The organism is Streptomyces anthophorae (assembly GCF_049310305.1).
Classification (GTDB): Bacteria; Actinomycetota; Actinomycetes; order Streptomycetales; family Streptomycetaceae; genus Streptomyces.
This window is the reverse complement of the sequence record NZ_JBLWQQ010000001.1, coordinates 2,028,199-2,047,968: the sequence shown is the minus strand read 5'-3', so window position 1 is coordinate 2,047,968 and position 19,770 is coordinate 2,028,199. Positions and strand designations below refer to the sequence as shown.

The following is a 19,770-nucleotide window of genomic DNA, read 5'->3' as shown; positions in this document are numbered from 1 at the left end:
ATGAGTGGGGCCCGGCCATCAGGCCGGGCCCCACTCAACTGTTGCCGACGCGCTTTATGTGATCATGTCAACGACACCGCCTTCTCGTTCCGCCCCGGCTGCCGCAGCAGCAGGGCCACGAGCGCCGCCAGCATGGAGATCCCGCCGGCCAGGGCGTACGCCCCGTTGTAGCCCCAGGCGCCGACCACCATCGAGCCGAGACCGCCGCCGAACAGGCCGCTGATGAGCTTGCCGCTGTACACCAGGCCGTAGTTGGTGGCGTTGTAGTTCTCCCCGAAGTAGTCCGGGGTCAGCGCCGCGAACATCGGGTAGAACGCGCCGCCACCGAAGCCGGAGAGGAACGCGAAGACCAGGAACAGCCATTCGCTGTGCATGTCTCCCGCCCAGATGATGCCGAACTGGGCGAGGCCCAGGACGACGATCACGAGGATCAGGCTCGCCTTGCGGCCCCACAGGTCCGACATCCAGCCGACCACGGCACGGCCGACACCGTTGATGACCGCCATGACACCCATCGACGAGGCGGCGACCAGTGGACCGAAGCCGACCTCCTTCGCGAAGTCGACCTGGAAGGAGATGCCGAAGATCGACACACCGGCCGTCAGGACCAGGCTCAGCCACATCAGCGGCAGCTGGCCTGTCTTGATGGCCTCCATGGGGGTGAACTGCCGTACCGCGGGAGGGTTCTTGGCGAGAGCCGCCCCGCTCTTGCCCGACTTGGCGAGCGGGTCGACCTCCGAGGGCCACCAGTTCTTCGGCGGGTCCCGGAAGAAGAACGCGCACACCAGCACCACGACCAGCACGTAGGCGCCGATCATGTCGAGCACCCGGTGGTAGTTCGAGGTGTCGAAGGCGTAGTTGAAGATGAAGATGAACGGAAGCGAGCCGTAGGCGAAGCCTCCGTTGACGAAACCTGTCCTGCCGCCTTTGCGTTCGGGGTACCACTTGCCGACCATGTTGATGCAGGTCGCGTACACGAAACCGGAGCCGAGCCCGCCGATCACGCCGAATCCGAGGATGGCCAGCCACACGTTGTGCAGGTGCGACAGGGCCAGGAAGCCGAACAGGCACATGAAGGCGCCCACGTACATGGCGCGCCGGGCCGGCATGATGCCCTTCTCCCGCAGCCAGCCGGCCGGGAACGCCACACCTGCCTGGAAGAACACCCAGACACTCAGGATCCAGAAGGTGTTGGACTGCGTCCAGCCGTGCGCGGAGGACAGTGTGTCCTCGGCAGACCCGTAGGCGTACTCGAAGACACTGATGGCCATCATCGCGGCCCATGGCAGATACACCATGAACTTGCGGGAGTGGCCGAGGATGTCCCGGTCGGTCTCGCCCACGCGATAGATCCGGCCGTGCTCGTCGGTGATTTCTCGGTACCGGCTCCCCGTAGCCGGTGCCGTATTGCTAGCGGAGACAGGTTCCGCCGTCATATCAAGCCATCTCCTCACCAAGGGGGTGTGGGTTGGGGTGGATCCCACGCTTCTTGGGCCTACCGGGAGGGGACAGGAAGAGAGCCACGAAGCCGGCGAAGAACGAGATGCAGCCGGCCAGGATGAAGGCCCCGGAGTGTCCCCAGGCGCCGACGACGACGGACCCCATGCCCGCGCCGAGCCCCGAGACGAGCTTGGAGCTGTAGACCATGCCGTAGTTGGTGGCGTTGTTGTTCTCACCGAAGTAGTCCGCGGTCAGGGCCGCGAACATCGGGAAGATCGCACCGCCGCCGAAACCGGAGATCGCGGAGAAGATCAGGAACATCGCGAGGATCTGCTCCGAGGCCGACCAGATGATGCCGAACTGGGCCAGGCCCAGGATGACGCAGACCGCAAGGAGACACTGCTTGCGGCCGTACCGGTCGGACAGCCAGCCGATGACACCGCGACCGGTGCCGTTGACGACCGCCTTGAGTGACATCGCGGTGGCCACGATCCCGCCCGCGAAGCCCGCTTCCTTGCCGATGTCGACCTGGAAGGCGATGCCGAAGATGTTCACACCCGACGTACAGGCCAGGCAGAACCACATCAGCGCGACCCGGCCCGTCTTCCATGCCTCCATGGGGGTGTACTGCTTGACGGCCGGCGGGTTCTTCTCCAGCGACCGGCGGGCCCGCGGGTCCTCCGGAGGGTTGAGCGGGTCGATGTTCGCCGGCCACCAGTTCTTCGGCGGGTCCTTGAAGAAGGAGCCCGCGACGGCGACCATCGCGGCGAGGAAGACACCCACCGAGACCAGCACCCAGCGGAAGTTGGTCAGGTCCATGAACCCGGTGAACAGGAACACGAACGGCACGGACCCGTAGGCGAAGCCGCCGTTGACGAATCCGGTCTTGCCGCCCCTGCGCTCCGGATACCACTTGCCGACCATGTTGACGCAGGTCGCGTACACCATGCCGGCGCCCATACCGCTGAAGACACTGAAGCCGATGTAGGCGACGATGACGTGCGGTGCGAAGGCCAGCGACAGATAGCCGAGGAAGGTGCCCACGGCGCCGAGCATCATGGCCCAGCGGGCCGGCAGTTTGCCGCTCTCCCTGAGCCTGCCCGCGGGCATGGCCACGGCCGCCTGGAAGAACACCCAGACGGTCATCATCCAGAAGATGTGTCCGCTGTTCCAATGGTGCGCGGTGTGCAGGGTGTCCTCGGCGGACGCGAACGCGTACTCCGCGGACGAGATGCCCATCATGCCCACCCAGGGCAGGATGACCATCCACTTGCGTCCGCGACCCATGATGTCGATGTCGCTCTCGCCAACCCGGTACATCCGGCCGTTGGCGTCCGTCACCTCCCTGTAGGGGACGGAACTCGGCAGATCGGTTGTTGTCATGTCGATCGTTTCCCTTGCGTCGAAAGATCTGGGCAGCGCCCCCTGTCCAAATTTCTTTCGTGTGCGCACGGGGCCTGGGCCCGGCCGGCGCGCACCGCCGGCCGGACCCGCCGGTCGGCTACGTCATCGACCGCCCCCCAACTTCCCTGCCGCACGGGCCCACTTGTACTTCGCGCCGAGCACCGCGACGGGCTTCTCGGTCGTGTACGGATACGCGACGACACCCCGGTCGAAGAGGTACTGGCACGCCTCCTCGACCTCGACGTCGCCGGCCAGCGAGGCCACCACGGGCTTCTCGATGCCGCGCTCCCGGAACTCCTGGACGACGCGCGCCGTCACCTCCGCGAACACCATGGGCGGGGTGACGATGGTGTGCCAGTAGCCGAGCACCAGCGAATGGATCCGCGGGTCCTCAAGGCCGAGCCGGATCGTCGCCTCGTACGTCGACGGGGGCTCGCCGCCCGTGATGTCGACGGGGTTGCCCGCGGCGCCGAACGGCGGGATGAACTTCCGGAAGGCCGCGTCCAGGTCGGCCGGGATCTCCATCAGTTCGAGCCCGTTGTCCATCACGGCGTCCGAGAGCAGCACACCCGAGCCGCCGGCCCCCGTGATGATCACGACGTTGTCGCCCTGGGGTGTCGGCAGCACCGGCAGCGCCCGCGCGTACTCCAGCATGTCGTTCAGGCCCGGCGCCCGGATGACACCGGCCTGCTTGAGGATGTCGTCGTACACGGCGTCGTCGCCCGCGAGCGCGCCCGTGTGCGAACCGGCCGCCTTGGCGCCCGCCGCCGTACGTCCCGCCTTGAGGACGACGACCGGCTTCTTCGGCACGGTCTCGCGCGCGGCCTGCACGAAGGCCCGCCCGTCCTTGAGGTCCTCCAGGTGCATCGCGATGCAGTCGGTGTTGGGGTCCTCGCCGAACCAGGTGAGCAGGTCGTCCTCGTCGAGGTCCGACTTGTTGCCGAGCCCGACGATCGCCGAGACACCCGTCTTCGTGGTGCGGGCGAAGCCCAGGATGGCCATGCCGATGCCACCGGACTGCGAGGTCAGCGCGACGCCGCCCTTCACGTCGTACGGCGTGCAGAACGTGGCGCACAGGTCCTGCCACGTCGAGTAGTAGCCGTAGATGTTCGGGCCGAGCAGGCGGGTGCCGTAGCGCTCGGCGATGGCGACGATCTCCTCCTGGAGCTCGTGCTCGCCGGTCTCGGCGAATCCGGAGGGGATGAGGACCGCGTTGGGAATGCCCTTGCGGCCGACCTCCTCCAGGGCCGATGCCACGAACTTCGCGGGGATCGCGAAGACCGCCACGTCCACGTCGCCGGGCACGTCCGTGACGCTCTTGTACGCCTTGCGGCCCAGGATGTCGTCGGACTTCGGGTTCACCGGGTGTATCTCGCCGGAGAAGCCGCCGTCGATGAGGTTGCGCATCACCGAGTTGCCGATCTTGCCCTGCTCGTTCGAGGCGCCGATCACGGTGATGGAGGACGGCTGCATCAGCCGCCGCATCGAGGTGAGGATCTCCTCGCGGCTGTAGGTGCGCCGCTGCTTCTGCTCGCCCTCGGCGAGGATGACGCGGATGTCGGCGGCGAGCGCGCCCTTGGGCGTCGCGATCACCGGGTTGAGGTCGACCTCGGCTATCTCCGGGAACTCGGTGACCAGTTGGGACACCCGGCGGATCTGCTCGGCCAGCGCCTCCCGGTCGACGCCCTTGGCGCCGCGCACGCCACGCAGCACCTCCGCGGCCTTGATCGAGTCGAGCATGTCGAGGGACTCGTCCGCCGACACCGGCGCGAGCCGGAAGGTGACGTCCTTGAGCACCTCGACCAGGACGCCGCCGAGCCCGAAGGCGACGACCTTGCCGAAGGTCGGGTCGGTGACGGACCCGACGATGACCTCCTGGGCGTCGGGCCCGGTGGGCAGCAGTTCCTGGACCTGGATACCGGTGATGCGGGCATCGGCGTCGTACGCTCGCGCGTTGTCGACGATCCGCTGGTAGGCCTCCCGTACGGCGGCCTCGCCGTCCACCCCTACGACGACGCCGCCGGCGTCGGTCTTGTGCAGGATGTCGGGGGAGACGATCTTGAGCACCACGGGTCCGCCGAAGCGGGCCGCGGCCGCCACCGCCTGGTCGGCATCGGTCGCGAGCTCCTCGCCGGGGACGGCGATCCCGTACGCGTCGGCGATCACCTTTCCCTCGGGCGCGGTGAGCGCCGTACGTCCCTCGGCCCGTACGGCATCGAGCAGCGCCCGTACCTTGAGCTCACGTTCCTCGGCCATCAATCAGATCACTCCGTTCGACTTGAGCAGACGCAACTCTTCGTCCCCGAGGCCGAGTTCACCGATGAAGACCTCCGCGTTGTGCTCGCCGAGCAGCGGGGAGGAGGTGACGTCGACGGGGGAGTCGGAGAGCTTGAGAGGGGAACCGACGGTCTTGAAGGAGCCGCGTCCGGGATGCGGCACTTCGACGACCATGTCGTTGGCGACCAGCGACTCGTCCTCGATGATCTCCTTGGTGGAGAGGATCGGGCCGCAGGGGATGTTGTGGGCGTTGAGCCGGTCCAGGACCTCCCACTTGGGGAGCGTCGAGGACCACTCCTCGATCAGCTGGAACATCTTGCCCAGCTTGGGAAGGCGCGCCTCGGGCGTGGCCCAGTCGGCGTCCTCGGCGAGTTCGGGCCGCCCGATCAGTTCGGTGATCGGCTTCCAGCCGACGGGCTGGACGATGACGTAGACGTAGTCGTTGGGCCCGCCGGGCGCGCACTTGACGGCCCAGCCGGGCTGCCCGCCGCCGGAGGCGTTGCCGGAGCGGGGGACCTCGTCGCCGAAGTCCTCGTTCGGGTACTCGGCCAACGGGCCGTGCGCGAGGCGCTGTTGGTCGCGCAGCTTCACCCGGCACAGGTTCAGCACCGCGTGCTGCATCGCCACGTTCACGCGCTGGCCGCGCCCGGTGTTCTCGCGCTGGAACAGCGCGGCCAGGATGCCGGCGACCGTGTGGATCCCGGTCCCCGAGTCACCGATCTGCGCGCCCGTGGCCGTCGGCGGCCCGTCCTCGAACCCGGTGGTGGCCATCGAGCCGCCCATGGCCTGGGCGACCACCTCGTAGGCCTTGAAGTTGGTGTACGGGCCCTCACCGAAACCCTTGATCGAGGCGTAGATGATGCGCGGGTTGATCTCCTGGATGCGGTCCCAGGTGAAACCCATCCGGTCCACCGCACCCGGACCGAAGTTCTCCACCATGACGTCCGAGCGGCGGATCAGTTCGGTCAGCAGCTCCTTGCCGCGCTCCGTCTTGGTGTTCAGGGTGATGCTCCGCTTGTTGCAGTTGAGCATCGTGAAGTAGAGGGAGTCGACGTCCGGGATGTCACGCAGTTGCTTGCGTGTGATGTCACCGGTCGGCGCCTCCAGTTTGACGACGTCCGCACCCAGCCACGCCAGCATCTGCGTGGCGGATGGGCCTGACTGAACATGGGTCATGTCCAGGACGCGCACACCCTCGAGTGCCTTGGTCACGAACGACTCACCTCGCTACTGGTCCACGGTCGGTCCACCGTCGGCTCGTACATTGCATACAGTCGCCGAATACTGTATGAAAACTGGTATCCCGCATTGCGCGGATGGTGTCCAGGGGGCGTGCAGCACTTTTCCTTTCCGTAGCCGAATCAAGGGCTGAAGCAGGAACCCAGACAGGAGCCGCAAATGGACCTGTACGAACACCAGGCGAGGGACCTGTTCGCGGAGCACGGCATCCCCGTTCCGCGGGCCGAGGTCACCGAATCCGCCAAGGAGGCCCGCGAGTTCGCGCGCCGGCTCGGCGGCCGCGTCGTCGTCAAGGCACAGGTCAAGACGGGCGGTCGCGGCAAGGCGGGCGGCGTCAAGCTCGCCGCCGACCCGGCCGCCGCCGAGCTGACGGCGCGCCAGATCCTCGGCATGGACATCAAGGGCCACACCGTACGAAGGGTCATGCTGGCCCAACCCGTCGACATCGAAGCCGAGTTCTACGTCTCCTACGTCCTCGACCGCGCGGCCGGCACCTTCCTCGCCATCGCCTCCGCCGAGGGCGGCATGGACATCGAGGAGGTCGCCGCCACCCGGCCCGAGGCCGTGGCCCGGATCCCCATCGACCCGGCCGTCGGTGTCACCTCCGCCGTCGCGGGACGGATCGCCGAGGCGGCGGGGCTGCCGCCGCAGACCGTCGACGTCCTCGTGCGCCTGTGGGACGTCCTCAGTCGCGAGGACGCGCTGCTCGTCGAGGTGAACCCGCTCGTGCGCACCGCGCAGGGCCAAATCCTCGCGCTCGACGGAAAGGTGACCCTCGACGACAACGCCCGCTTCCGCAACGCCCGTTGGGGCGAGAGCCCGGAATCCGCGCACGACGAGCCCCTGGAGGCGCAGGCGGCGGCCAAGGGACTCAACTACGTGAAGCTCGACGGCGAGGTCGGCATCATCGGCAACGGCGCCGGGCTCGTCATGTCCACCCTCGACGTGGTCGCGGGCTGCGGCGCGAAACCCGCCAACTTCCTCGACATCGGCGGCGGCGCCTCCGCCCAGATCATGGCGGACGGGCTCGACGTCATCCTCTCCGACCCGGCCGTGAAGTCCGTCTTCGTCAACGTCTTCGGCGGCATCACCGCCTGCGACGCGGTCGCCGACGGCATCGTCCAGGCCCTGGAGCACGTCCAGCTGACCAAACCGCTCGTCGTCCGCCTCGACGGCAACAACGCGGCGCGCGGCCGGGCCATCCTCGAAGAACGCGCGCACCCGATGGTCGCCCAGGCCACCACCATGGACGGCGCCGCACGCCAGGCCGCCGAACTCGCCCTCACCGCCAATCCCCTTTAAGGAGACGGGACATGGCCATCTACCTGACCCAGGAGAGCAAGGTCCTCGTCCAGGGCATGACCGGCGCCGAGGGCATGAAGCACACCCGCCGCATGCTTCAGGCGGGCACGAACATCGTCGGCGGCGTCAACCCCCGCAAGGCCGGAAGCCGCGTCGAGATCGACGGCCGCGAGGTCCCGGTCTTCGGCAGCGTCGCCGAGGGCATGGCGGCCACCGGAGCCGACGTCACCGTCGTCTTCGTGCCGCCCGCCTTCGCCAAGGACGCCGTGATCGAGGCGGCCGACGCGGGCATCCCCCTTGCGGTCGTCATCACGGAGGGCATCCCCGTGCACGACGCCGTCGCCTTCCAGGCGTACGCGAAGCAGCAGGGGACCCGCGTCATCGGCCCCAACTGCCCGGGCCTCATCTCGCCCGGCGCCTCGAACGCGGGCATCATCCCGGCCGACATCACCAAGCCGGGCCGCATCGGCCTCGTCTCCAAGTCCGGCACCCTCACCTACCAACTCATGTACGAGCTGCGGGACATCGGCTTCTCCACCTGTGTGGGCATCGGCGGCGACCCCGTCATCGGCACCACGCACATCGACTGCCTCGAAGCGTTCGAGGCCGACCCCGAGACCGAACTCATCGTCCTCATCGGGGAGATCGGCGGCGACGCCGAGGAACGCGCCGCTGTTCATCTCCAAAAACACGTCACCAAGCCCGTCGTCGGCTACATCGCCGGATTCACCGCGCCCGAGGGCAAGACGATGGGCCACGCCGGCGCCATCGTCTCCGGCTCCTCGGGAACGGCGGAGGCCAAGAAGGCCGCACTCGAAGCGGTCGGCGTCCGCGTCGGCGCCACGCCGACGGAGACCGCGCGGCTCGTCCTGGACCGCCTCGCCGACGGGCAGTGACGCTTCTCATAGGCGCCAACTGGCCATCTCTGCAAGGAACTTGGCATACGGGAGGTGCCCGCCGGGCACCTCCCGTCCACAGCACCACCAGCCGTACAGCACCACCAGCCATCAAGTACCCCGCCCCGACTGTGCACCGTGAGCGGAGACCAAACACCATGGCAATCACCCTCAAGTCCGGTACCTCCTGGGCCGACGCCTGGCAGCGCTGCCTCGCCGTCGCCCCCGAGGCCTTCCGCGACGACCGCGTCCTGAACCTGTGGAACGGCGCCTGGCAGGCCGACGGCCGCGCCCTGCCCGCCACCAGCCCCGTCGACGCCGGCCCCATCGCGGGCCCGCCGCGCCTCGACGCCGACACCGCCCACCAGGCCGTGCGCGCCTGTCTCGACCAGCACCGCGCCTGGCGGCACATCCCGCTGCCCGAGCGGCGCGCCCGCGTCGCCGCCACCCTCGACGCCCTCACCGAGCACCGTGAACTGCTCGCCCTGCTCCTGGTCTGGGAGATCGGCAAGCCGTGGCGGCTCGCGCAGGCCGATGTGGACCGCGCCATCGACGGCGTGCGCTGGTACGTCGACGGCATCGACGACATCCTCGGCGAGCGCACGCCCCTGTCCGGACCCGTGTCGAACATCGCGAGCTGGAACTACCCGATGAGCGTGCTCGTGCACGCCATGCTGGTCCAGGCGCTGGCCGGCAACGCGGTCATCGCCAAGACACCGACCGACGGCGGTGTCTCGTGTCTCACCCTGGCCTGCGCGCTCGCCGCCCGCGAGGGCATCCCGGTCACGCTCGTCAGCGGCAGCGGCAGTCAGCTCTCCGAGGCGCTCGTGCGGGCGCCGGAGATCGGCTGCGTGTCCTTCGTCGGCGGCCGGGACACGGGCGCGGCGGTCGCCACCGACGTCGCCGACCTCGGCAAGCGGCACATCCTGGAGCAGGAGGGGCTCAACACCTGGGGCATCTGGAACTTCACGGACTGGGACAAGCTCACGGCCGTCCTCCCCAAGCTCTTCGACTACGGGAAGCAGCGCTGCACCGCCTACCCGCGGTTCGTCGTGCAGCGCGAGGCCTTCGACGAGTTCCTCGCCGCCTACCTGCCCGCCGTACGCACCCTGCGCGTCGGCCACCCGCTGGCCGTCGAGCACCCCGACGACCCGTACCCGGCGCTCGACTTCGGGCCGCTCATCAACGCGGCGAAGGCCAAGGAGCTGCACGACCAGGTCGCGGAGGCCATCGACCGCGGGGCCGTCCCGTTGCACCGCGCCGCGGCCGACCCGGCGCTGTTCCTGCCCGGCCAGGACACCGGCGCGTACGTGCATCCGGTGACCCTGCTCGGCCCGCCGCCGTCCTCGCCGCTGCACCACGCCGAGCCGTTCGGCCCGGTCGACACCATCGTGCTCGTCGACACCGAGGCGGAACTCCTCGCGGCGATGAACGCGTCCAACGGGGCCCTTGTCGCCACCCTGTCCACCGACGACGAGGCGACGTACGAGCGTCTCGCGCCGCAGATCCGCGCGTTCAAGGTCGGCCACGGCAAGCCGCGTTCGCGCGGCGACCGGGACGAGCTGTTCGGCGGGTTCGGGGCGTCGTGGCGCGGCGCCTTCGTGGGCGGAGAACTCCTGGTCCGCGCGGTGACCGAAGGGCCGTCGGGGGAGCGGTTGCCGGGCAACTTCCCCGAGTACCAGCTGATGCCCTGACACAGCTGCGGCGGGGTCCCGCGCGGCGCAGGGGGCGCTCCCCGCCGCACGTGAACCCCGCCGCCGTGCCGCGGGGCGAGTTCTCGCCCGCCCCGCGCACACGATGTGTCGACGGGATATTGTGTACAGGCTGGGATTGCCCTCGGCAAGAACTACGACAATCCCCATGCGCGAAGCGTGGGTTGAGACGCCGTGGACGCAGGACGGAAGGGGCCCCGATGTTGCCGACCGCAGGACTGCCGCAAGGTGCCGTGCCCAAGCTGGACCGGCCGGGACCGCTGCGTGAGCGGGTCTACGGCGCTCTCCTCGAACTCATCATCAACCGGACCCTGCCGCCGGGCGCCCACCTCGTGGAGACCGAACTCGCCGCGCAGCTCGGGGTGTCGAGGCAGCCCGTACGAGAGGCGTTGCAGCGGCTCAGCACCGAGGGGTGGGTCGATCTGCGGCCGGCGCAGGGCGCGTTCGTGCACGAGCCGACCGAGGACGAGGCGGACCAGCTCCTGAAGGTCCGCCAGCTTCTGGAGACCGAGGCGGTCCGGCTCGCCGCGGGGAAGGCCGACGCGGTCGCCGTGGCCGCGCTGGAGGAGCTGTGCGAGGCGGGGGAGCGGGCGGTCGCGGCGGACGACGTGGAGGCGGCGGTCGCGTTCAATGCCCAACTGCACGGCACCGTGATGGAGTTGGCGGCCAACGAGGTCCTCGCGGAGCTTGCCGCGCAGGTCGACCGCCGGGTCCGCTGGTACTACACGCCGGTGGCGCGGCAGCGCGGCCACCAGTCCTGGGCGGAGCACCGCGAGCTGATCGCGGCGCTCGCGGACCGTGACGAGGTCCGGGCGGCGGAGGTCATGCGCGCGCACACCGAGCACACGCGCACGTCGTACCACCAGCGCGCGCGGTAGCGGACCGCGCCGCCGAGAAGGGGTGAGGCAGGGGAGTACTGCCACTGAGGATTGCATACAGTCGACGGATACTGTATGAACATTGATATGTGCCGCTCTTCCAACTCCTGACGCGTAAGCGAGAGGTGGGGTGTCGATCATGACCAAGGCTCTTGAGGGCGTGCGTGTCCTCGATATGACGCACGTTCAGTCGGGCCCGTCCGCGACCCAGTTGCTGGCGTGGCTGGGTGCGGACGTCGTCAAACTGGAGGCGCCGACCGGTGACATCACACGCAAGCAACTGCGTGACATCCCGGACGTCGACTCCCTCTACTTCACGATGCTCAACTCCAACAAGCGGAGCATCACCCTCAACACCAAGAGCGAGCGCGGCAAGGAGATCCTCACGGAGCTGATCCGCCGCTCGGACGTCATGGTGGAGAACTTCGGCCCGGGTGCGGTGGACCGGATGGGTTTCACCTGGGACCGCATCCAGGAGATCAACCCGCGCATCATCTACGCCTCGATCAAGGGTTTCGGTGAGGGCCCGTACACCAACTTCAAGGCCTACGAGGTGGTCGCCCAGGCCATGGGCGGCTCGATGGCCACCACCGGGTTCGAGGACGGGCCGCCGACGGCCACGGGCGCGCAGATCGGCGACTCGGGGACCGGGATCCACACGGTCGCCGGCATCCTGGCCGCGCTGTTCCAGCGCGAGAACACCGGGCGCGGCCAGCGCGTGAACGTGGCGATGCAGCACGCGGTGCTGAACCTGTGCCGGGTGAAGCTGCGCGACCAACAGCGCCTCGCGCACGGCCCGTTGGCCGAGTACCCGAACGAGGACTTCGGCGACGAGGTCCCGCGCTCCGGCAACGCCTCCGGCGGCGGGCAGCCCGGCTGGGCCGTCAAGTGCGCGCCCGGCGGGCCCAACGACTACGTCTACGTCATCGTCCAGCCCGTCGGCTGGAAGCCGATCGCCGAGTTGATAGGCCGCCCGGAGATGGCGGACGACCCGGAGTGGTCGACGCCGGAGGCGCGCCTTCCGAAGCTGGGCAAGATGTTCCAGCTGATCGAGGAGTGGTCCTCGACGCTCCCCAAGTGGGAGGTCCTGGACCGGCTCAACGCCCACAACATCCCCTGCGGCCCGATCCTCTCCACCAAGGAGATCATCGAGGACGAGTCGCTGGTCGCCAACGACATGGTCGTCGAAGTGCCGCATCCCGGACGCGGCTCGTACACGACGGTCGGCAACCCGCTCAAGCTCTCCGACTCTCCGACCACCATCTCCGGCTCCCCGCTCCTCGGCGAGCACAACACCGCCATCTACGCCGACGAACTCGGCCTGGATCCGGCCGAGTTGGCGCAGCTCGCCGAGCAGGGTGTCATCTGAGATGGACGGCACCGTGGTCGATCGCCTCGTCGAGGCGAACGGACGGTACGCCGCCGCGTTCAGCGATCCCGGCATGGACGCCCGCCCGGTCCTGGAAGTGGCCGTCGTCGCCTGCATGGACGCCAGGATCGACCTGCACGCGGCGCTCGGCCTTGAACTCGGCGACTGCCACACCGTCCGCAACGCGGGCGGTGTGGTCACCGACGACACCATCCGCTCGCTGGCCATCAGCCAGCGGGCGCTGGGCACCCGCAGCGTGGTGCTGATCCACCACACCGGCTGCGGGCTCCAGTCCCTGACCGAGGAGTTCCGGCACGAGCTGGAACGCGAGGTCGGTCAGCGGCCGACCTGGGCGGTGGAGGGCTTCACCGACGTCGACCAGGATGTGCGCCAGTCCCTGCGGAAGGTCCGCACGTCGCCGTTCCTGCCGCACACCGACGACGTGCGCGGCTTCGTCTTCGACGTGCGGACGGGGCTGCTGCGGGAGATCACCGCGTAGCCCCGCCCGTCCTTTCGGCCCGGACCGCCGTGGCCGGCCCGGTGCGTCAGCCGCCCAGGCCGGCCGCGGCCTCGATCTGTGCGCAGTAGAAGTCGGTGGTGTTCTGTGTGTGCCGCCGCATCAGCGCCTCGGCGCGGTCGGGGTCGCCCGCCGCGATCGCCTTGATGATCAGGGCGTGCTCGTTCCAGGCGTCGTTGCCGCGGGGCTTGGCGATGGGGGTGTAGTACCAGCGCACCCGCTGGTCGACCTGGGGGATCAGCTCGCCGAGCACCGCGTTGCGGGACAGCGTGGTGATGTGCGCGTGCAGCGCGGCGTTCGCCTCGACGATGGCCCGTGCGTCCTGGGCGGCGAGCGCGTCGAGGCCCGCCTGCTGCAACTCCCACAGGCGTGCGACGTCCTCCGCCGTCGCGTGCTGGGCCGCGCCGCGCGCCGAGTAGGTCTCCAGCACGGCGCGCACGCCCAGCAGTTGGGCGCATTCCTCGACGGTGGGGGAGTGCACGAACGCGCCCTGGGCGGGGCGCAGGTCGACCCAGCCGGAGGTCTGGAGACGTTGCAGCGCCTCGCGCACCGGCTGCCGGCTGACCCCCAGGTGCGCGGCGAGGTCGGCCTCGACGAGGTGCTGGCCAGGGCGCAGCGTGCCATTGATGATCATTTCGACCAGGGTGTCGTGCACGGCCTGCCGCAGCGGGACGGGTCGGCTGATCGGGCCGCGGATGGCCACGGCTGGTAGCTCGGGCATGGCTGAGCCCTCCCTTGTTCGTCCTCTGACGCGACGTCAGAGGCGCGGGGATACTGACTTTAGTATGCAATAGACAGTTTGTAACTCGGCTCGCCTGTACGGGAGTTGAACCCCCGCCCGCAAATTTGCCGCGCACACCTCTGGTCCTCCGGGAGGGTGTCGGAATACTGTATGCAATTACTGCGCCGCATCGCGGCCGCTCACATATCACTGACGAGGGGGTCGCCCCGTGTCGTACCGCACCGCACTCACCCACGTCCTGACCGGCGCCGTCGCATCCGGTGGCGAACCGGCCCGCACGCAAGGAAGATTCCCCCGGTCCGGTGTCACCGAGCTCGGCCGCGCCGGCCTCCTCGGCCTCACCGTCGCCCCCGAACTCGGCGGCGGTGGGCGGGGGTTGGCCGAGGCCGTCGATGTCGTGGCACGCGTCGCGCGGGTCTGCCCGGCCGCCGCGGCCGTACTGCGCTCGCACTACGCGGCGGTCGCCGTGATCGAGGCGCACGGCGGCGCCTGGGTGCGCGCCGAGATCGCCGCCGGGCGCCAGTTGTGCTCGCTCGCCCTGGAGGGGGACGGGCCGGAAGCCCCGGCGTGCCGCACCGGCGACGTCGTGACCCTGCGCGGCCGCAAGCGCCATGTGGTCGCCGCGGGCGAGGCCGACAGCTACCTCTGGTCGAGCGGGGCGTCCGAGGCCGGGCCGGGAGGCCGGAGCCTGTGGCTGGTTCCGGCGCACGCCCCGGACCTGTACGTGCCGGCACGGGCGACCGGCCCGGGACCGAGCGGCAGCGCGACCTCGACGGTCTGCGCCGACCCCGTGCGCGTACCCGCCTCCGCCCTGCTCGGACAGGACGGGGACGGCGAGCGGCTGGTACGGGACATCGCGCTGCCGTGGCTGGCCGAACTGGGCTCCGCCACCGACCAGGAGCCCGTGCTCGTGGCCTCGTGAACACCGGCCCGGTGTACGGAAGTCGGCCGATCGACTCCGCTCGATTTCGTCCCGCTCCTTTACACCGGGCTTCTGTATACAGAAGTCTGTATGGGGTAGTGCCGGGGTTCTCCTGCACCCGCGCCGGAGGCCCGCATGACGGAAGGCGGAGCGATCATGACGACCAGCGGGACGGACGTGTCGGTCGAGAGCGTGGTCAGGAGGGCGGCGGCCGCGCACCGCGGCGAGCGCGGCGCACTGCTGCCCGTACTCCACGCCGTGCAGGCCGAGTTGGGGTGCGTACCGCAGGAGGCGATCCCCGTCCTCGCCGACGAGTTCAACCTCTCGCGGGCCGATGTGCACGGCGTGGTGACCTTCTACCACGACTTCCGCCGCGAGCCTGCGGGCCGCTCCACCGTCCGCATCTGCCGCGCCGAGGCGTGCCAGGCCCAGGGCGCCGAGGGCCTGCTGAAGCACCTACGGGAGTCGGGCCTGGAGCTCGGCGACACGAGCGCCGACGGCCGTGTCACCGTCGAGCAGGTCTTCTGCCTCGGCAACTGCGCACTCGGCCCCACGGTCGAGGCGAACGGGCGGCTGTACGGGCGCGTGACCCCGGCCCGGCTCGGCGCGATCCTCAACGGGGCGGTGTGAGAGGTGACTTCCGACAACATGACGACCGTCTACGTCCCCCGCGACGCGGCAGCCCGCTCCGTGGGCGCGGACGAGGTCGCGCAGGCGCTGCAACTGGCCGCGGTCGAGGGCGGGCCGGGCGCGGACGTCGTCCGCAACGGCTCGCGCGGGCTGCTCTGGCTCGAACCCCTCGTCGAGGTCGTGACCCCCGAGGGCCGAATCGGCTACGGGCCCGTCACCCCCGACGACGTACCCGCCCTTCTCGCCGCCGGAATGCTGGACGGCGCCGACCATCCGCTCCGCCTCGGCCCGGTCGACCAACTCCCGTGGCTGCAACGGCAGAACCGGGTCACCTTCGCCCGCGTCGGCGTCACCGACCCGCTCTCGCCCGAGGACTACGAGACCCACGGCGGCCTGCGCGGACTGCGCGCGGCCCTGGAGATGACGCCCGCCGACGTCGTCACCGAGGTCACCGACTCCGGCCTGCGCGGGCGCGGCGGCGCGGGATTCCCCGCGGGCGTCAAGTGGAAGACGGTCCTCGACTGCGAGAGCGGACCCGATGGCACCAAGTTCATCTGCTGCAACGCCGACGAGGGCGACAGCGGCACCTTCGCCGACCGCATGGTCATGGAGGGCGACCCGTTCCTCCTCATCGAGGGCATGACGATCGCCGCCCACGCCGTCGGCGCGAGCGAGGGCTACCTCTACATCCGCTCCGAATACCCCGACGCCATCGCCACGATGGGCGCCGCGATCGACATCGCGCGCGGGCGCGGCTGGCTCGGCACCGGCATCCTCGGCTCGTCGCTCGACTTCGACCTGCACATCCGCGTCGGCGCGGGCGCGTACATCTGCGGCGAGGAGACCTCCATGCTGGAGAGCCTGGAGGGCAAGCGCGGCATGGTCCGCGCGAAACCGCCGATCCCCGCGATCGAGGGCCTCTTCGGCCGGCCGACCGTGGTGAACAACGTCCTCACGCTCACCACCGTGCCCGTCGTCCTCGCCGACGGCGCCAAGGCCTACCAGGACCTCGGTGTCGGCCGCTCCCGCGGCACCCAGGTCTTCCAGCTCGGCGGCAACATCAAGCGCGGCGGCATCGTCGAGACCGCCTTCGGCATCACCCTGCGCGAGCTCATCGAGGACTACGGCGGCGGCACCCTCAGCGGCCGCCCCGCACGCGCCGTGCAGGTCGGCGGGCCGCTCGGCGCGTATCTTCCGGAGGCGCGGTTCGACCTGCCGATGGACTACGAGGCGCTGGCGGAGGCCGGGGCGATGCTCGGGCACGGCGGCGTCGTCGTCTTCGACGACACCGTCGACATGGCGGCGCAGGCCCGTTTCGCGATGGAGTTCTGCGCCGAGGAGTCCTGCGGCAAGTGCACGCCCTGCCGCGTCGGTTCGGTGCGCGGCGTCGAGGTCATCGACCGCATCGTGGCCGGTGAGCAGCGGGACGAGAATCTCGCGCTGCTCGAGGACCTGTGCGAGCTGATGACCGATGGTTCACTGTGTGCCATGGGCGGTCTGACCCCGATGCCCGTACGCAGCGCGCTCGCGCACTTCGCCGACGACTTCGTCGACCGCGGCGGCCGTCGGCTCCTGAACATCCACCCCGTACGGCCGGCCGGTACCCAGCAGACACGAGCGGAGGGCCAGGCATGACACTCATGAAGGAACCCGACTTCGGCACTCCACAGCGCCCCGGCGCGGCCACGGTCGCGGTGGAGATCGACGGCCAGCAGGTGACGGTCCCCGAGGGCACGTCCGTCATGCGGGCGGCGGCCGAGGCCGGTATCGACGTGCCGAAGCTGTGCGCGACCGACAGCCTGGAGGCGTTCGGCTCCTGCCGGCTGTGCGTCGTCGAGATCGACGGCCGCCGGGGCACCCCCGCCTCCTGCACGACACCGTGCACGGACGGCATGTCGGTGAAGACCCAGACACCGAAGGTCGAGAAGCTCCGCCAGGGTGTCATGGAGCTGTACATCTCCGACCACCCCCTCGACTGCCTCACCTGCCCCGCCAACGGCGACTGCGAACTCCAGGACATGGCAGGTGTGGTGGGGCTGCGGCAGGTCCGCTACGGCTACGAGGGCGCCAACCACCTCGACGCCGAGAAGGACACCTCCAACCCGTACTTCGACTTCGACCCGTCCAAGTGCATCGCCTGCTCACGGTGTGTGCGCGCCTGCGACGAGGTGCAGGGCACGTTCGCGCTGACCATCGAAGGCCGCGGCTTCGAGTCGAAGGTGTCGGCGGGCGCGGGGGAGTCGTTCCTGGACTCCGAGTGCGTGTCCTGCGGCTCCTGCGTCCAGGCCTGCCCGACGTCGACCCTCCAGGAAAAATCGGTGGTTGACCTCGGAATGCCCACCCGGTCCGTGATCACCACCTGCGCGTACTGCGGCGTCGGATGCAGCTTCAAGGCGGAACTGCGCGGCGACGAACTCGTCCGCATGGTCCCCCACAAGGACGGCGGCGCCAACGAGGGCCACTCCTGCGTCAAGGGCCGCTTCGCCTTCGGCTACGCCACCCACCCCGACCGCCAACTCAAGCCCATGGTCCGGGAGTCCATCACCGACCCGTGGCGCGAGGTCGAGTGGGACGAGGCCATCGGCACCGTCGCCCGCCGCTTCCGCGAGATCCAGGGGCGGTACGGTCCGGGCGCGATCGGCGCCATCTCCTCGTCCCGGTGCACCAACGAAGAGGTGTACGTCGTCCAGAAGATGGTCCGCGCCGCCTTCGGCAACAACAACGTCGACACCTGCGCCCGCGTCTGCCACTCGCCCACCGGCTACGGGCTCAAGCAGACCTTCGGCGAATCCGCCGGCACCCAGGACTTCCGCTCCGTCGCCGAGGCCGACGTCATCATGGTCATCGGCGCCAACCCCACCGACGCCCACCCGGTGTTCGGCTCCCGCATGAAGCAGCGGCTGCGCGAGGGCGCCAAGCTGATCGTCGTCGACCCGCGCCGCATCGACCTGGTGCGCTCCCCGCACATCGAGGCCCAGCACCACCTGAGCCTGCGGCCCAGCACCAACGTCGCCGTCGTCAACGCCATGGCGCACGTCGTCGTCACCGAGGACCTCGTCGACAAGGGCTTCGTCGAGCTGCGCTGCGAGGGCTTCGAGGAGTGGGCCGAGTTCGTGGCCCGCCCCGAGAACAGCCCCGAGGCCACCGAGGAGATCACCGGCGTCCCCGCTTCCGACCTGCGCGCGGCGGCCCGCCTGTACGCGACCGCGGGCAACGGCGCGATCTACTACGGCCTCGGTGTCACCGAGCACAGCCAGGGCTCGACGATGGTCATGGGAATGGCCAACCTCGCGATGGCCTGCGGCAACATCGGCCGCGACGGCGTCGGCGTCAACCCGCTGCGCGGGCAGAACAACGTGCAGGGCTCCTGCGACATGGGCTCCTTCCCGCACGAGCTGCCCGGCTACCGGCACATCTCCGACGACGCCGTGCGGGGCGTCTTCGAGAACCTGTGGGGCTCCGCGCTGCTGCCCGAGCCGGGCCTGCGCATCCCCAACATGTTCGACGCGGCCATCGAGGGGGACTTCCGGGGCCTGTTCGTGCACGGCGAGGACATCGCCCAGTCGGACCCGAACCTCCAGCACGTCACCGCGGCCCTCGAAGCCATGGAACTCGTCGTGGTCCAGGACCTGTTCCTCAACGAGACGGCGAAGTTCGCCCATGTCTTCCTGCCCGGCGCCTCCTTCCTGGAGAAGGACGGCACGTTCACCAACGCCGAGCGGCGCGTCAACCGGGTGCGGTCGGTGATGCCCCCGAAGTCCGGGAAGCACGAGTGGCAGATCGTGTGCGAGATCGCCACCGCCATGGGCTACGCCATGGAGTACGAGCACCCGTCGCAGATCATGGACGAGATCGCCTCGGTCACCCCGACGTTCTCCGGTGTCTCCTTCGACCTCATCGACAAGCTCGGCAGCATCCAGTGGCCGTGCAACGAGCAGGCCCCCGAGGGCACACCCACCATGCACGTCGACGAGTTCGTGCGCGGCAAGGGCAGGTTCGTGGTCACCTCGTACGTACCGACCAACGAACGCAGCACCCGGCGCTTCCCGCTGGTCCTGACCACGGGCCGCATCCTCAGCCAGTACAACGTCGGCGCGCAGACCCGCCGCACCGGAAATGTCGCCTGGCACGCCGAGGACATCCTGGAGGTCCACCCGCACGACGCGGAGGAGCGCGGCATCACCGACGGCGACCTCGTCACGCTCTCCAGCCGCGTCGGCGCGACGACACTGCACGCTCAGATCTCCGACCGGATGCCACCGGGCGTCGTCTACACCACCTTCCACCACCCGGTGACGGGCGCGAACGTGGTGACGACCGAGAACTCCGACTGGGCGACCAACTGCCCGGAGTACAAGGTGACAGCCGTGCAGGTGGGCCTCGCACCGAAGGCCGCGGCGGAACGGGAGCACGCCGAGGAACTCGTCACGGTGGTGGACTGA

At 69.6% G+C, this 19,770-nt stretch carries 15 protein-coding genes; 10 read left to right on the top strand and 5 right to left on the bottom strand.

The window, feature by feature from the left end; translation table 11 throughout:
• Positions 1-62 precede the first annotated feature (62 nt).
• The 4 genes from ACNYS0_RS09195 to frc (ACNYS0_RS09180) all read right to left on the bottom strand — a co-directional run bounded on the left by ACNYS0_RS09195 (position 63) and on the right by frc (ACNYS0_RS09180) (position 6,333).
• On the bottom strand, positions 63-1,436 hold the full coding sequence (locus tag ACNYS0_RS09195; protein WP_422472184.1) for an OFA family MFS transporter: 1,374 nt from the start codon (positions 1,434-1,436) through the stop codon (positions 63-65).
• A 1-nt stretch (position 1,437) separates the two neighbouring features.
• Positions 1,438-2,823 (bottom strand): OFA family MFS transporter, encoded by a 1,386-nt coding sequence (locus tag ACNYS0_RS09190; protein ID WP_422472182.1) that lies wholly within the window; start codon positions 2,821-2,823, stop codon positions 1,438-1,440.
• Positions 2,824-2,946: 123 nt separating this feature from the next.
• Positions 2,947-5,100 carry an acetate--CoA ligase family protein gene (locus tag ACNYS0_RS09185; RefSeq protein WP_422472181.1) on the bottom strand — a complete coding sequence of 718 codons (2,154 nt, stop codon included), beginning with the start codon at positions 5,098-5,100 and terminating at the stop codon, positions 2,947-2,949.
• A gap of 3 nt (positions 5,101-5,103) precedes the next feature.
• Positions 5,104-6,333 carry a formyl-CoA transferase gene (gene frc / locus ACNYS0_RS09180; protein ID WP_422472179.1) on the bottom strand — a complete coding sequence of 410 codons (1,230 nt, stop codon included), beginning with the start codon at positions 6,331-6,333 and terminating at the stop codon, positions 5,104-5,106.
• 186 nt (positions 6,334-6,519) lie between these two features.
• On the opposite strand from frc (ACNYS0_RS09180), the gene sucC reads away from it, so the two are divergent.
• From sucC to ACNYS0_RS09150, 6 genes are all read left to right on the top strand, one after another.
• Positions 6,520-7,662, top strand: coding sequence for an ADP-forming succinate--CoA ligase subunit beta (gene sucC, locus ACNYS0_RS09175; RefSeq protein ID WP_422472177.1), 1,143 nt, complete (start codon positions 6,520-6,522; stop codon positions 7,660-7,662).
• A gap of 11 nt (positions 7,663-7,673) precedes the next feature.
• Positions 7,674-8,558, top strand: coding sequence for a succinate--CoA ligase subunit alpha (gene sucD, locus ACNYS0_RS09170; protein WP_422472175.1), 885 nt, complete (start codon positions 7,674-7,676; stop codon positions 8,556-8,558).
• Between the two features lie 158 nt (positions 8,559-8,716).
• Positions 8,717-10,252: an aldehyde dehydrogenase family protein gene (locus tag ACNYS0_RS09165; protein ID WP_422472173.1), complete on the top strand. Its 1,536-nt coding sequence runs from the start codon at positions 8,717-8,719 to the stop codon at positions 10,250-10,252.
• A 221-nt stretch (positions 10,253-10,473) separates the two neighbouring features.
• Positions 10,474-11,148: a GntR family transcriptional regulator gene (locus ACNYS0_RS09160; RefSeq protein WP_422482536.1), complete on the top strand. Its 675-nt coding sequence runs from the start codon at positions 10,474-10,476 to the stop codon at positions 11,146-11,148.
• Between the two features lie 139 nt (positions 11,149-11,287).
• A complete protein-coding gene (gene frc / locus ACNYS0_RS09155; protein WP_422472171.1) occupies positions 11,288-12,517 on the top strand; it encodes a formyl-CoA transferase in 1,230 nt (409 codons plus the stop codon).
• A 1-nt stretch (position 12,518) separates the two neighbouring features.
• Complete coding sequence (locus ACNYS0_RS09150) at positions 12,519-13,016, top strand: beta-class carbonic anhydrase (RefSeq protein WP_422472169.1); 498 nt, start codon at positions 12,519-12,521, stop codon at positions 13,014-13,016.
• A gap of 46 nt (positions 13,017-13,062) precedes the next feature.
• Here the strand turns inward: ACNYS0_RS09150 and ACNYS0_RS09145 are convergent, their stop codons facing one another.
• The gene (locus tag ACNYS0_RS09145) at positions 13,063-13,755 is read right to left on the bottom strand and encodes a GntR family transcriptional regulator (protein WP_422472167.1); all 693 of its coding nucleotides are present in this window, start codon (positions 13,753-13,755) and stop codon (positions 13,063-13,065) included.
• Positions 13,756-13,984: 229 nt separating this feature from the next.
• On the opposite strand from ACNYS0_RS09145, the gene ACNYS0_RS09140 reads away from it, so the two are divergent.
• The 4 genes from ACNYS0_RS09140 to fdhF all read left to right on the top strand — a co-directional run bounded on the left by ACNYS0_RS09140 (position 13,985) and on the right by fdhF (position 19,770).
• Positions 13,985-14,698 carry an acyl-CoA dehydrogenase family protein gene (locus tag ACNYS0_RS09140; protein ID WP_422472165.1) on the top strand — a complete coding sequence of 238 codons (714 nt, stop codon included), beginning with the start codon at positions 13,985-13,987 and terminating at the stop codon, positions 14,696-14,698.
• Between the two features lie 135 nt (positions 14,699-14,833).
• Complete coding sequence (locus ACNYS0_RS09135; protein WP_422472163.1) at positions 14,834-15,328, top strand: NAD(P)H-dependent oxidoreductase subunit E; 495 nt, start codon at positions 14,834-14,836, stop codon at positions 15,326-15,328.
• 18 nt (positions 15,329-15,346) lie between these two features.
• Complete coding sequence (locus ACNYS0_RS09130) at positions 15,347-16,963, top strand: formate dehydrogenase beta subunit (protein WP_422482534.1); 1,617 nt, start codon at positions 15,347-15,349, stop codon at positions 16,961-16,963.
• Entirely contained in the window at positions 16,960-19,770 is a 2,811-nt protein-coding gene (fdhF, locus tag ACNYS0_RS09125) for a formate dehydrogenase subunit alpha (protein ID WP_422472161.1), read from the top strand. The genes ACNYS0_RS09130 and fdhF overlap by 4 nt, the downstream gene beginning before the upstream one ends.

Bases quoted from the DNA above. Each gene is read 5' to 3' on its own strand.
- ACNYS0_RS09145 (WP_422472167.1), bottom strand. From the start codon at position 13,755: ATGCCCGAGCTACCAGCCGTGGCCATCCGCGGCCCGATCAGCCGACCC.
- sucD (WP_422472175.1), top strand. From the start codon at position 7,674: ATGGCCATCTACCTGACCCAGGAGAGCAAGGTCCTCGTCCAGGGCATG.
- ACNYS0_RS09190 (WP_422472182.1), bottom strand. From the start codon at position 2,823: ATGACAACAACCGATCTGCCGAGTTCCGTCCCCTACAGGGAGGTGACG.
- ACNYS0_RS09150 (WP_422472169.1), top strand. From the start codon at position 12,519: ATGGACGGCACCGTGGTCGATCGCCTCGTCGAGGCGAACGGACGGTAC.
- ACNYS0_RS09130 (WP_422482534.1), top strand. From the start codon at position 15,347: ATGACGACCGTCTACGTCCCCCGCGACGCGGCAGCCCGCTCCGTGGGC.
- ACNYS0_RS09195 (WP_422472184.1), bottom strand. From the start codon at position 1,436: ATGACGGCGGAACCTGTCTCCGCTAGCAATACGGCACCGGCTACGGGG.
- ACNYS0_RS09135 (WP_422472163.1), top strand. From the start codon at position 14,834: ATGACGGAAGGCGGAGCGATCATGACGACCAGCGGGACGGACGTGTCG.
- sucC (WP_422472177.1), top strand. From the start codon at position 6,520: ATGGACCTGTACGAACACCAGGCGAGGGACCTGTTCGCGGAGCACGGC.
- fdhF (WP_422472161.1), top strand. From the start codon at position 16,960: ATGACACTCATGAAGGAACCCGACTTCGGCACTCCACAGCGCCCCGGC.
- ACNYS0_RS09165 (WP_422472173.1), top strand. From the start codon at position 8,717: ATGGCAATCACCCTCAAGTCCGGTACCTCCTGGGCCGACGCCTGGCAG.
- ACNYS0_RS09185 (WP_422472181.1), bottom strand. From the start codon at position 5,100: ATGGCCGAGGAACGTGAGCTCAAGGTACGGGCGCTGCTCGATGCCGTA.
- frc (WP_422472171.1), top strand. From the start codon at position 11,288: ATGACCAAGGCTCTTGAGGGCGTGCGTGTCCTCGATATGACGCACGTT.